The organism is Neisseria viridiae (assembly GCF_962747995.1).
GTDB lineage: Bacteria > Pseudomonadota > Gammaproteobacteria > Burkholderiales > Neisseriaceae > Neisseria > Neisseria viridiae.
This window is the reverse complement of record NZ_CAUJAJ010000002.1, coordinates 107,214-120,475: the sequence shown is the minus strand read 5'-3', so window position 1 is coordinate 120,475 and position 13,262 is coordinate 107,214. Positions and strand designations below refer to the sequence as shown.

Annotated in this window: 14 protein-coding genes; 13 read left to right on the top strand and 1 reads right to left on the bottom strand. The window is 53.7% G+C overall.

The window, feature by feature from the left end; all coding sequences use genetic code 11:
- Positions 1 to 203: 203 nt before the first annotated feature.
- Positions 204 to 470, bottom strand: a complete 267-nt coding sequence (gene yajC / locus Q9J79_RS02480) for a preprotein translocase subunit YajC (protein WP_301912456.1) — start codon at positions 468 to 470, stop codon at positions 204 to 206.
- A gap of 129 nt (positions 471 to 599) precedes the next feature.
- On the opposite strand from yajC, the gene Q9J79_RS02475 reads away from it, so the two are divergent.
- The 13 genes from Q9J79_RS02475 (at position 600) to Q9J79_RS02415 (ending at position 13,229) form a co-directional block, all read left to right on the top strand.
- On the top strand, positions 600 to 1,718 hold the full coding sequence (locus Q9J79_RS02475; protein ID WP_301912455.1) for a histone deacetylase family protein: 1,119 nt from the start codon (positions 600 to 602) through the stop codon (positions 1,716 to 1,718).
- Between the two features lie 204 nt (positions 1,719 to 1,922).
- The gene (locus Q9J79_RS02470; protein ID WP_301912454.1) at positions 1,923 to 2,987 is read left to right on the top strand and encodes a 2,3-butanediol dehydrogenase; all 1,065 of its coding nucleotides are present in this window, start codon (positions 1,923 to 1,925) and stop codon (positions 2,985 to 2,987) included.
- A 141-nt stretch (positions 2,988 to 3,128) separates the two neighbouring features.
- Entirely contained in the window at positions 3,129 to 3,452 is a 324-nt protein-coding gene (locus Q9J79_RS02465; protein ID WP_301912453.1) for a phosphoribosyl-ATP diphosphatase, read from the top strand.
- A 71-nt stretch (positions 3,453 to 3,523) separates the two neighbouring features.
- Complete coding sequence (locus Q9J79_RS02460; protein ID WP_301912515.1) at positions 3,524 to 3,847, top strand: histidine triad nucleotide-binding protein; 324 nt, start codon at positions 3,524 to 3,526, stop codon at positions 3,845 to 3,847.
- A 46-nt stretch (positions 3,848 to 3,893) separates the two neighbouring features.
- Positions 3,894 to 4,097 carry a Sec-independent protein translocase subunit TatA gene (tatA, locus tag Q9J79_RS02455; protein WP_301912452.1) on the top strand — a complete coding sequence of 68 codons (204 nt, stop codon included), beginning with the start codon at positions 3,894 to 3,896 and terminating at the stop codon, positions 4,095 to 4,097.
- A 3-nt stretch (positions 4,098 to 4,100) separates the two neighbouring features.
- The gene (gene tatB, locus Q9J79_RS02450) at positions 4,101 to 4,787 is read left to right on the top strand and encodes a Sec-independent protein translocase protein TatB (protein ID WP_301912451.1); all 687 of its coding nucleotides are present in this window, start codon (positions 4,101 to 4,103) and stop codon (positions 4,785 to 4,787) included.
- A 13-nt stretch (positions 4,788 to 4,800) separates the two neighbouring features.
- Positions 4,801 to 5,571: a twin-arginine translocase subunit TatC gene (gene tatC / locus Q9J79_RS02445; protein WP_003675750.1), complete on the top strand. Its 771-nt coding sequence runs from the start codon at positions 4,801 to 4,803 to the stop codon at positions 5,569 to 5,571.
- A gap of 50 nt (positions 5,572 to 5,621) precedes the next feature.
- Entirely contained in the window at positions 5,622 to 6,230 is a 609-nt protein-coding gene (locus tag Q9J79_RS02440) for a Maf family nucleotide pyrophosphatase (RefSeq protein WP_301912450.1), read from the top strand.
- 8 nt (positions 6,231 to 6,238) lie between these two features.
- Positions 6,239 to 6,592: a DUF2069 domain-containing protein gene (locus Q9J79_RS02435; protein WP_301912449.1), complete on the top strand. Its 354-nt coding sequence runs from the start codon at positions 6,239 to 6,241 to the stop codon at positions 6,590 to 6,592.
- Positions 6,582 to 8,396, top strand: coding sequence for a PglL family O-oligosaccharyltransferase (locus Q9J79_RS02430; protein WP_301912448.1), 1,815 nt, complete (start codon positions 6,582 to 6,584; stop codon positions 8,394 to 8,396). The genes Q9J79_RS02435 and Q9J79_RS02430 overlap by 11 nt, the downstream gene beginning before the upstream one ends.
- A gap of 189 nt (positions 8,397 to 8,585) precedes the next feature.
- A complete protein-coding gene (gene misR / locus Q9J79_RS02425; RefSeq protein ID WP_301912447.1) occupies positions 8,586 to 9,263 on the top strand; it encodes a two-component system response regulator MisR in 678 nt (225 codons plus the stop codon).
- Between the two features lie 12 nt (positions 9,264 to 9,275).
- On the top strand, positions 9,276 to 10,682 hold the full coding sequence (gene misS / locus Q9J79_RS02420; RefSeq protein WP_301912446.1) for a two-component system sensor histidine kinase MisS: 1,407 nt from the start codon (positions 9,276 to 9,278) through the stop codon (positions 10,680 to 10,682).
- A gap of 117 nt (positions 10,683 to 10,799) precedes the next feature.
- Positions 10,800 to 13,229 carry a bifunctional acetate--CoA ligase family protein/GNAT family N-acetyltransferase gene (locus Q9J79_RS02415; protein ID WP_301912445.1) on the top strand — a complete coding sequence of 810 codons (2,430 nt, stop codon included), beginning with the start codon at positions 10,800 to 10,802 and terminating at the stop codon, positions 13,227 to 13,229.
- Positions 13,230 to 13,262 lie beyond the last annotated feature (33 nt).

The window sequence follows — 13,262 nt, the reverse complement described above, 5'->3', positions numbered from 1 at the left end:
CTTAATGGTTGGAACCCCACCCTTTCGGTGGTGTCGGAATCGGGCTATTTCAGAAGAGGCAAAACCCCTTCCCAGCCAAGCAAGACCGGAAGGCGGCATCCTGAATATGCCGCCCTGCGTGTCGGAACATGGTCAAGCCTTCGGTTGGAATTCAAAACAAAGTGCCGCATTCGGGCTTTCCCGATGCGGCTTGTCGGCACAAATCAATCGACTTTTGAGGCAATCGCATTGCGTTCCACTTCGACCTCGATTTTTGTACCCTGTCCGATATCCACGGTAAAAAACTGTTCGCCGGCTCTGGTTACCTTACCCTTCAAACCTGCCGCCAAGACCACTTTGTCGCCAGCTTTTAAGGCGGCAAGCATTGCCTGATGCGCTTTGAATTTCTTTTGTTGGGGGCGCATGATCAGGAAGTAGAACACCACCATAATCAACACCAAAGGAGCAAATTGTGCAACAGCTTGATTCATAATTTATCCGTTCTTTCTAATATGGTTGAAAATCGAGCGGGGTATATAATAGCATAAGACCGTAAACAATATATCGGGTTTGCTGCCCATACCCAACCGTATGCCGTCTGCAACCCCTTTCCCGAACCCATGCCGCTAACCCGCCTGTTCCTGAAACTCTACGCCCTGCTGCGCCTTTTTTTGGGCAAAAACGCCCAGACCGCCTGGCTTTTCCACCCCGCCTGCACCGGACACGAACCCGGAGCAAACCATCCCGATTCGCCCGACCGCATCCTCTGCATCGAGCAGGCATTGCGCCGCGCCGGTATTTGGCAGCACCTCCAAACCGTAGAGGCGGAAGAAATCAGCGATACGCGCCTTGCACTTGTCCACTCGAGCAAATATCTGAACCGTTTGGAATCTTGCCTACCCGAAGACGGCAAGATTTGCCGTTTGGACGACGACACCGTTATCAGCAAAAACTCCCTGTCTGCCGCCCGTTTTTCCGCCGGTTCGGCAGTTCAGGCAGTCGATATGGTCATGAAACGCAAAGCATGGCATGCCTTTTGCGCCGCCCGCCCTCCGGGGCATCACGCGAAAAGCGGCAAAGCCGGCGGATTCTGCCTGCTGAACAACGTTGCCGCCGGTGCCATGCATGCCATTGCCGAATACCGCCTGAAACGCATTGCCGTCATCGATTTCGATGTCCACTACGGCGACGGTACGGCAGAAATATTCAAAGACGATCCGCGCATCCTGTTTTTCAACCTGTTTGAAACCGACCTTTTCCCCTTCCCCGAAAACAACGATATGCCCGACGGCGGCAATATGGTGCACCTGCCCTTGCCGCCGGGAACGGGCAGCCGCACATTCCGCGAAGCCGTCCGCAAACAGTGGCTGCCCCGGCTTGCCGCATTCAAACCCGAACTGGTACTGCTGTCGGCAGGATTCGACGCACACCGTCTGGACGAATCGGGCAGGCTCAACCTGCACGAGGCGGATTTTGCCTGGCTGACACACAAAATCATTCAGACGGCATCGGGCTGCCCCGGCAAAATCGTATCCGTACTCGAAGGCGGCTACACCCTTGAACCTCTGGCACAATCTGCTGCCGAGCATATCCGCGTGCTGGCAGGGCTGGGCAAATCCGATGCCGCAACCGCCTATCAGAAAACACTGAACCCGACAAAAAAACGGTTTGCCAAACCGAAAACCGGACAGGTACGCCAACCTACCCAATCCGACCGTTACGATATAAATGCCGTCTGAAGCCGATTCGGTTTTCAGACGGCATCATTATTTGACCTGACGCAAACAGAAAGCCTTCCGCGTGCTTAAACACGTCTCTTGTAGTAAAATAACATCTAAACAGATTCAACCGGAAACGGTCAGGCTTCTTCACGCCATTCCCATTTCAACCGCCGTCCGACATTTTTCAGACGGCATTCCTACTTGAAAACAAGGAGCGTTACAATGAAAGCAGCACGTTTTTACGATAAAGGCGACATCCGCATCGAAGACATCCCCGAACCGGCCGTCGCCCCCGGCACCGTCGGCATCAATGTCGCCTGGTGCGGCATCTGCGGTACCGACCTGCACGAATTCATGGAAGGTCCGATTTTCATCCCGCCCTGCGGTCATCCGCACCCGATTTCCGGCGAGTCCGCTCCCGTCACGATGGGACACGAGTTCTCCGGCGTGGTCTATGCCGTCGGCGAAGGCGTAGACGACATCAAAGTCGGTCAACACGTCGTTGTCGAGCCTTACATCGTACACGACGACGTACCGACCGGTCCGGGCAGCAACTACCACCTCTCCAAAGACATGAACTTTATCGGCTTGGGCGGCTGCGGCGGCGGTCTGTCCGAAAAAATCGCCGTCAAACGTCGTTGGGTGCATCCGATTTCCGACAAAATCCCGTTGGATCAAGCCGCTTTGATCGAACCGCTGTCTGTCGGACACCACGCCTATGTACGCAGCGGCGCGAAAGAAGGCGATGTCGCATTGGTTGGCGGCGCAGGTCCGATCGGTTTGCTGTTGGCTGCCGTGTTGAAAGCCAAAGGCATCAAAGTCATCATTACCGAGTTGAGTAAAGCACGCAAAGACAAAGCGCGCGAATCCGGCGTTGCCGACTACATCCTCGACCCGTCCGAAGTCGATGTTGTCGAAGAAGTGAAAAAACTGACCAATGGCGAAGGCGTGGACGTGGCATTCGAATGTACCAGCGTGAACAAAGTGTTGGATACTTTGGTCGAAGCCTGCAAACCTGCCGCCAACTTGGTTATCGTATCCATCTGGAGTCACCCCGCCACCGTCAACGTCCACAGCGTCGTGATGAAAGAGCTAGACGTGCGCGGCACCATCGCCTACTGCAACGACCACGCCGAAACCATCAAACTGGTTGAAGAAGGCAAAATCAACCTCGAACCCTTTATCACCCAGCGCATCAAGCTGGACGAACTGGTTTCCGAAGGCTTCGAGCGTCTGATCCACAACAACGAATCCGCCGTTAAAATTATTGTGAATCCAAACCTGTAAGCAAATTATATTTGCAACAGCACAAATGCCGTCTGAAACGCTCAGACGGCATTTTTCCAACGAAACGCAACAGGCGTATTGCCCGAGGGCAGCCGTTTAGCCTATTATTCCGAACAAACAGAAACAAACAGAGGGAAAATCATGGGAGATTCCGTACTATCCGCCATCCAACAAACCATCATCCAGCGCAAATCCGCCGACCCGTCCGAATCTTACGTCGCACAGCTCCTGCACAAGGGCGAGGACAAAATTCTGAAAAAAGTCATTGAAGAGGCGGGCGAAGTATTAATGGCATCCAAAGACAAAGACCCGTCCCACCTGGTTTACGAAGTTGCCGACTTATGGTTTCACACCATGATTCTTCTGACACACCACGACCTGAAGGCGGAAGACGTACTGGACGAACTTGCGCACCGTCAAGGTTTGTCGGGCTTGGCCGAAAAAGCCGCTCGCACAGAATCTTGAATTTATATTACAATCCGCACTTTCCCACATTCAATCCGTCTGACCGCCTTTCAGACGGCATCGGAGCCGTTATGGACAACTGTATTTTCTGTAAAATTGCCGCCAAAGAGATTCCGGCGCAAACCGTCTATGAAGACGGCGAAATGGTTTGTTTCAAAGACATCAACCCCGCCGCTCCGGTTCATCTGCTGCTGATTCCCAAAGTCCATTTCGATTCGTTGGCACACGCCGCGCCCGAACATCAGCAGCTATTGGGCAAAATGATGTTGAAAGTTCCCGAAATCGCTAAAGCTTCGGGACTGACCGACGGCTTTAAAACCCTAATCAATACCAGCAAAGGCGGCGGACAAGAAGTCTTCCACCTGCATATACACATCATGGGTACACCCGTATAAACCGTTATTTCACAATCAACCCCTAATACTTACTTAAGGATACATCATGGGCAGTTTTTCTCTGACGCACTGGATTATCGTATTAATCATCGTCGTTTTGATATTTGGCACCAAAAAACTGCGCAACGTCGGCAAAGACCTCGGCGGCGCAGTACACGATTTCAAACAAGGCCTGAATGAAGGCACCGATGGCAAAAATGCCGAAAAAGACGATGTAATCGAACACAAAAAAGACGAAGACAAAGCATAACGTATGTTTGATTTCGGTTTGGGCGAGCTGATTTTGGTCGGCGTTATCGCCCTGATTGTCCTTGGTCCAGAACGCCTGCCCGAAGCCGCCCGCACTGCCGGAAGGCTCATCGGCAGGCTGCAACGCTTTGTCGGAAGCGTCAAACAGGAATTTGACACTCAAATCGAACTGGAAGAACTGAGGAAGGCAAAGCAAGAATTCGAAGCTGCCGCCGCTCAGGTTCGAGACAGCATCAAAGAAACCGGTACGGATATGGAGGGTAATCTGCACGACATTTCCGACGGGCTGAAACCATGGGACAAACTACCCGAACAGCGGACACCTGCCGATTTCGGCGTTGATGAAGGCGGCAATCCCCTTCCCGATACGGCAAACACCGTATCAGACGGCATTTCCGACGTTATGCCGTCTGAACGTTCCGATACTTCCGCCGAACCCCTTGGGAACGACGGGCAAACCGGCAGTACAGCCGAACCTTCGGAAACCGATAAAGACCGCGCATGGCGCGAATACCTGACCGCACCTTCTTCGCCTGCCGCACAGACCGTGGAAGTCAGCTATATCGATACCGCTGCTGTTGAAACCCCTGTTCCGCATACTACTTCGCTGCGCAAACAGGCCATAAGCCGCAAACGCGATTTGCGTCCTAAATCCCGCGCCAAACCTAAATTGCGCGTCCGTAAATCATAAAGAGGGCAATCCGGTGTCCGAAACACAAAACGAACAACCCGTCCAACCGCTTGTCGAGCATCTCATCGAGCTGCGCCGCCGCCTGATGTGGACGGTTGTGGGCATTCTCGTCTGTTTTTTCGGCCTAATGCCGTTTGCCCAACAACTCTATACTTTTATCGCCGACCCGCTGATGGCAAACCTGCCAAAAGACACCAGCATGATTGCCACCGACGTCATCGCACCATTTTTCGTGCCGGTCAAAGTTACCCTGATGGCGGCATTTTTAATTTCGCTGCCGCATACGCTCTACCAAATCTGGGCATTTGTCGCCCCCGCACTCTATCAAAACGAAAAACGCCTGATTACCCCGCTTGTCCTCTCAAGCGTCAGCCTGTTTTTCATCGGCATGGCGTTTGCCTATTTTCTGGTTTTTCCCGTCATTTTCAAATTCCTTGCCGGCGTTACCCCTGTCGGCGTCAATATGGCGACAGACATCGACAAATACCTGTCCTTTATCTTAGGCATGTTCGTTGCGTTCGGCACAACCTTTGAAGTTCCCATCGTCGTTATCCTGTTAACCAAAATCGGCGTGGTAACAACCGGACAGCTCAAACATGCCCGCCCCTATGTCATTGTCGGTGCTTTTGTCATTGCCGCAGTCATCACACCGCCCGATGTCATCTCACAAACCCTACTTGCCATTCCACTGATTCTCCTATACGAAGCAGGTATTTGGTTCGGACGCTTTTTCACGCCACGCTCAGAACAGGATGGCGACATACAGCCTCCGGCAGAAGCCTGACCTTATGCCGTCTGAAACCCAAGCCCTTCGCCGCAGATTAAGGAACCCCTTTGAACACCCTTTACTTAGGTTCGAACAGCCCGCGCAGGATGCAGATCCTGACGCAGTTAGGCTACCATGTCATCAAACTGCCTGCCGATATCGATGAAGCCGTTAAAGCCGATGAAACACCTGCCTGTTACGTTCAAAGAATGGCGGCAGAAAAAAATCAGACGGCTTTGACCCTGTTTCTCGAAACCAACGGCGCAATGCCTGACTTTCCCTTGATTACAGCGGATACCTGCGTTGTTTCAGACGGCATTATATTAGGTAAACCCCGCTCCCAAGCCGAAGCGGTCAAATTCCTAAAACTGCTGTCGGGCACCAGGCATACCGTCCTGACATCCGTCCATATCCACTATCGCGGCAATGCGAAAAACTGCCTCCAAACCAACCACGTCGCCTTCAAGCCCCTGAGTTCGGAAGAAATTTCCGCCTATGTACAAAGCGGCGAACCGATGGATAAAGCCGGTGCCTACGCCGTGCAAGGCATAGGCGGTATCTTTATCCAATCTATCGAAGGCAGCTTCAGCGGCATTATGGGGCTGCCTGTTTATGAAACCGTTTCCATGTTGCAGGATTTGGGATGCCGCTCCCCCTTATCTGCCCTTAAACCGTAAAGTCCGCCGTGAACAAACAAACCGCTTACTTCCTTGCCTCCTTCAGCCTGATTGCACTGATTGCCCTATCCCTTTCTTGGGAATTATGGATTGCACCGTTACGCCCGGGCGGTTCGTGGCTTGCGTTAAAAACCCTGCCCCTCTGCCTGCCGCTTTCAGGCATCCTGAAGAAAAAAATCTACACCTACCAATATAGCTCCATGTTGATTCTGATTTATTTTGCCGAAGCCGTCATGCGCCTGTTCAACGCCTATCCGGCAGAACAGATTTGCGCCGCGCTTTCCTCAGTATTCAGCATCATCTTCTTCATATCCTGCCTGTCGTTCGTCAAACAATACAAGGAAACAAACAATGCCCGCTGAAACGACCGTATCCGGCGCGCGCCCCGCCGCCAAACTGCCGATTTACCTATTGCCCTGTTTCCTTTGGATAGGCATCGTCCCCTTTACCTTCGCGCTCAGGCTGGAACCGTCGCCCGACTTTTACCACGATGCCGCCGCCGCAGCCGGCCTGATTGTCCTGTTGTTCCTCACGGCAGGAAAAAAGCTGTTTGATGTCAAAATCCCCGCCATCAGCTTCCTTCTGTTTGCAATGGCGGCGTTTTGGTATCTTCAGGCACGCCTGATGAACCTGATTTACCCCGGTATGAACGACATCGTCTCTTGGATTTTCATCTTGCTCGCCGTCAGCGCGTGGGTCTGCCGGAGCTTGGTCGCACACTACGGACAAGAACGCATCGTGACCCTGTTTGCCTGGTCTCTGCTTATCGGCTCCCTGCTTCAATCCTGCATCGTCGTCATCCAGTTTGCCGGCTGGGAAAACACCCCCCTGCTTCAAAACATCATTGTTTACAGCGGGCAAGGCGTAATCGGACACATCGGGCAGCGCAACAACCTCGGACACTACCTGATGTGGGGCATACTCGCCGCCGCCTACCTCAACGGACAACGAAAAATCCCCGCCGCCCTCGGCGCAATCTGCCTGATTATGCAGACCGCCGTTTTAGGTTTGGTCAATTCGCGCACCATCTTGACCTACATAGCCGCCATCGCCCTCATCCTTCCCTTCTGGTATTTCCGTTCGGACAAATCCAACAGGCGGACGATGCTCGGCATAGCCGCAGCCGTATTCCTTACCGCGCTGTTCCAATTTTCCATGAACACCATTCTGGAAACCTTTACCGGCATCCGCTACGAAACTGCCGTCGAACGCGTTGCCAACGGCGGTTTCACAGACTTGCCGCGCCAAATCGAATGGCGCAAAGCCCTTGCCGCCTTCCAGTCCGCCCCGATATTCGGGCACGGCTGGAACAGTTTTGCCCAACAAACCTTCCTCATCAATGCCGAACAGCACACCATACACGACAACCTCCTCAGCAACTTGTTCACCCATTCCCACAACATCGTCCTCCAACTCCTTGCAGAGATGGGAATCAGCGGCACGCTTCTGGTTGCCGCAACCCTGCTGACGGGCATTGCCGGGCTGCTGAAACGCCCCCTGACCCCCGCATCGCTTTTCCTGATCTGCACGCTTGCCGTCAGCATGTGCCACAGTATGCTCGAATATCCTTTGTGGTATGTCTATTTCCTCATCCCCTTCGGACTGATGCTCTTCCTGTCCCCCGCAGAGGCTTCAGACGGCATCGCCTTCAAAAAAGCCGCCAATCTCGGCATACTAACCGCCTCCGCCGCCATATTCGCAGGATTGCTGCACTTGGACTGGACATACACCCGGATGGTTAACGCCTTTTCCCCCGCCACTGACGACAGTGCCAAAACCCTCAACCGGAAAATCAACGAACTGCGCTATATTTCCGCAAACAGTCCGATGCTGTCCTTTTATGCCGACTTCTCCCTCGTAAACTTCGCCCTGCCGGAATACCCCGAAACCCAGACTTGGGTGGAAGAAGCAACCCTCAAAGCACTAAAATACCGCCCCTACTCCGCCACCTACCGCATCGCCCTCTACCTGATGCGGCAAGGCAAAGTTGCAGAAGCAAAACAATGGATGCGGGCGACGCAGTCCTATTACCCCTACCTGATGCCCCGATACGCCGACGAAATCCGCAAACTGCCCGTATGGGCGCCGCTGCTGCCCGAACTGCTCAAAGACTGCAAAGCCTTCGCCGCCGCGCCCGGTCATCCGGAAGCAAAACCCTGCAAATGACCCGCGCCGGCGGATGCGTATGCCGTCTGAAATATAAAGACCCTTGCAAAGCATTGCAAAAAACAGCAAACACGCAGAAAAATACGCTATCAAAAAACATTGCAGCCGTGTTAAGATAAACCGTTAGACACTTGTTTCATGCCCGTCCCAAACCTAGCGGGCGCATACCACCACGGAAAAGGAAACACCATGAGCCGCGTATTACTCGTAGATGACGATGCCCTGCTGACCGAACTGCTGACCGAATACCTGAGCGCCGAAGGTCTGAACGTCCACAGCGTTCCCGACGGCGAAGCAGGCGTACAGGAAATCCTGAGCGGGCAATACGATGTAGTCGTATTGGATTCCATGATGCCCAAAATGAACGGCTTGGATGTCTTGAAAAACGTACGCGCCCAAAGCACCGTCCCCATCATCATGCTGACCGCCAAAGGCGACGACATCGACCGCATCATCGGCTTGGAAATGGGTGCGGACGACTATGTCCCCAAACCCTGCACACCACGCGAACTCTTGGCACGCATCAATGCCATCCTCCGCCGTACACAACACAGCGGCGAACAAAACAACGCACCCAACAGCATCTCCGTCAGCGATGTCGTCCTGTACCCCGCCAAACGCCAGGCATCCGTCAAAGATACTCCGCTCGAACTGACCAGCACCGAATTCAACCTGCTCGAAGTCCTGATGCGCCATGCCGGACAGGTAGTCAGCAAAGAAACCCTGTCCGTCGAAGCACTCGACCGCAAGCTGGCAAAATTCGACCGCAGCATCGACGTGCACATTTCCAGCATCCGGCACAAGCTGGGCGATGCCTCCCTGATTCAAACCGTACGCGGCTTGGGCTACCTGTTTGTCAAAAACTGAAGCAGCGGGCAAATGAAACTGTTCCAACGCATTTTCGCCACATTTTGCGCGGTTATCGTCTGCGCAATCTTTGTGGCGAGTTTTTCTTTTTGGCTGGTGCAGAACACCCTTGCCGAAAACCAGTTCAACCAACGCCGCACCATCGAAACCACATTGATGGGCAGCATTATTTCCGCATTCAAGACACGGGGCGACAACGGCGCACGCGAAATCCTGACCGAATGGAAAGACAGCCCCGTCTCATCCGCCGTTTACGTCATACAGGGCGACGAGAAAAAAGACATCTTAAACCGCTATATCGACAATTACACCATAGAACGCGCCCGGCTGTTTGCCGCCAACAACCCCCATTCCAACCTTGTCCGCATCGAATACGACCGTTTCGGCGAAGAATACCTGTTCTTCATTAAAGGCTGGGACAACCGCCAGGCACAACGCCTGCCCAGCCCGCTGTTTATCCCGGGCCTGCCGCTTGCCCCGATTTGGCACGAATTCATCATCCTCTCCTTCATCATCATCGTCGGACTGCTGATGGCATATATCCTTGCCGGCAACATTGCCAAACCCATCAGAATCTTAGGCAACGGCATGGACAGGGTGGCAAACGGAGAACTTGAAACCCGCATCTCCCAACAGGTCGACGACCGTGATGACGAATTGTCCCATCTTGCCCTCCAATTCGACAAAATGGCGGAAAAACTCGAAAAACTTGTCGCCAAAGAACGCCACCTGCTCCACCACGTTTCCCATGAAATGCGTTCTCCCCTTGCACGCATGCAGGCAATTGTCGGATTAATTCAGGCACAACCCCAAAAACAGGAACAATACCTAAAACGACTCGAAGGCGAGCTGACCCGCATGGATACGCTGGTCGGCGAACTCTTAACCTTGTCCCGGCTCGAAACCTCCAATATGGCTTTGGAAAAAGAAAACCTGAAACTCCTACCCTTCCTAAGCAACCTTGTAGAAGACAACCAAAGCATTGCCCAGAAAAACGGGCAAACGGTTACCCTGTCTGCCGACGGGAAAATTCCCGAGAACGCCACCCTATATGCCAATGAAAGTTACCTGTACCGCGCCTTCGACAACGTTATCCGCAACGCTGTCAATTACAGCCCGGAAGGCAATACCATCCTGATCAACATCGGACAAGACCACAAACACTGGATTATCGACGTTACCGACAACGGACCGGGTGTAGACGAAATGCAGCTTCCCCACATATTTACCGCCTTCTACCGTGCCGACTCCAGTGCCAACAAGCCCGGAACGGGACTGGGGCTTGCATTGACCCAACATATTATTGAACAGCACTGCGGAAAAATCATCGCCGAAAACATCAAACCAAACGGGCTGCGGATGCGCTTCATCCTACCCAAGAAAAAAACCGGTTTCAAAACAGAAAAAAGTGCGAACTGACCATAATGCCGTCTGAACCCGCTTCAGACGGCATTGCACAAACAGTTACCCCAAAACAAACACACAGTGAGTGCATCTCCAACAATCACGCACATACCGTCCGCAAAGGAATATATCATGCCGACACAAACCGATCCCGGCTACTTCTTCATGCCCAACCACATCATCCTGATAGGCGCGAGCGAACGTCCGTACAGCCTGGGCGAACGCGTACTCAGCAACCTGCTGAGTACGCCCTTTCAAGGAAAAATTACCCCCGTAAACCCGCGCCACCACACCATAGCCGGACTGCCCGCCTACACCAGCCTCAACAAAATCCCCGGCAGTGCAGACCTGATTATTGCCGTTACCCCGCCCGACAGTTACGACACCCTCTTCAAAACCTGCCGCAAAAAGCAGCTCCGACACATCATCCTCATACAGGACTGGGACAGCCTGTCTACCTCAGAACTGCACACCGCCGAAACTGCCATCCGCAAACACCACGTCAACGGACTCAACATCACCGCCTGCACCACCGCAGGCATCCAACTGCCCTCACTCGGACTCAACATCAGCACCCAAGACGGATACGCCGCAGGCCATACCGCCATACTGACCGGCAATGCCGCCGTCAGCCGCCAAATCGACAACATCCTGAACAAACTCCGTCAAGGCACATCCCGCCACATCAGCCTGCATCCCGGCATCAGCCCCATCACATCCGCCGATTGGCTCAACCGCTTCGGACACAGCCTGCACACCAAAACCGCCGTCCTACACCACAACCCTGAAGAGGATCAGCGCAAACTGTTCAGCGCAATCCGCCAATTTACCCGCCATACGCCGCTGATTCTCCACATCACCTGCCGCACGACAGAAACCGACCGTGCCGTACTGCACTGCCTTGCCCGACACTGCAACTTCCTCATCAGTTTCAACGCCGACGACCTTGAAGCCGCACTGCGCGCCCAACTGTCCGACCTTCCACCCCTGTCCCGACTCGACATTCTGTCCGACACGCCTGCCGAATGGCTGAACGCGCACGCGCCAAAAAACCTCGCCCTCCACTTTCCCAACCTTCCCCATCACATCCGCAACGGACATCTGACCGGCACACCCACACCCTCAATCTGCCACGACATCGCCTCACGTCAGCTTGCCCGCCCCGACACCCAAGCCGTCCTGACCATCCTCAGCCCCTACGGACACGAGGATTACAAAAAAACAGCACGCGCCCTTATCCGCCTGTCCGAACAGACCGCCAAACCCCTGCTCGTCAGCAGCCCCTTTTCAGACGGCATAACCCATTTCGACACACCCACACAGGCAATCCGCACCCTTTCCTACAGCAACACCGCCGCCGCCCTGAAGCAGGCACAGCTCGACATTGCACCGCCGCAGCCATGCCGTCTGAAAACACCGCAACCCCAAAACATCAAAAAAGCCCTTACAGCGGCAAACCCTTCCCTGCTCGCCGAAGCCCTGCACCTTCCACCCTATCGCCCTTCCACCCACAACGCCGTACAATTCCAATTCGACAGCCATCCCCTCTATGGCGACATCCTGACCGCACACTGCAACGGACAAACCACTGCCGTACTCCCGCCGTTTACCACACTCGACAGCCGCCACCTTGCCCGCTTTGCCGAACTCGACGACACACAAACCCTCGATCAGTTCCTGCACACACTGACCGTCATTCCCGAATACCGCCAACACATTCTCGGCATCACCCTCAACCTCAACGGCGGACAATACAGCAGCGATTTCATCTTAAAGGCACCCGAAACACACGACACGCCCAAACGCAAGAACACAGGCAAAGCCGCCCAAACCCTCGAACATGCCGCCGCAAAAATGCAGAGTGCCGCCGCATACCTGAAACACAAAAACCCGACAGCCGCCGAATTTCTCCGCCACACAAGCGAAGCCGCCGCAGAACTGCTCGGCAGCAAAACCGAAACCGGAGCAGCCGTACCCAACGTACTTGCCCCCTATCCCGCAGCACACCCCAAAACACTGTCCCTAAAAAACAACACAACCGTTACCATTACCCCCCTTTTGCCCGAAGACGCAGAAGTCAAACAGCAGTTCGTCCGCAGCCTCAGCCCCGAAGCACGGTACACACGCTTCATGACCCACACCAACGAACTTCCTGAAGGTACATTGGCACGCTTATGCAACCCGGACTACTACTGCGAAGCCGCATGGACAGCAAAAGATAATAACGACAACATCGTCGCCGTCGTCCGCCACAGCCGCTTGAACCGCAACGAATGCGAGTTCGGCATCACATTGGCAGAAAATATGCGCGGCAGCGGGCTGGCACAGCAAATGATGAACCTCGCCATCCATACCGCAACACAACAAGGCTACCTGAGCATGAGTGCCGACATCCTCAAAACCAATACCCCCATGATCAAACTTGCTGAAAAATCAGGATTTACCCTCAAAGAATCAGACACCGAAAAAAACCTATACCGTGCATACCTTCACCTCGTGCCCGACAAAACAACAACAACAAAAACAAATAAAAACTTGCGCACCAACCACAAAATACCCTAAAATTAGCAGTTTCCATATATCCGATTTTCTCAA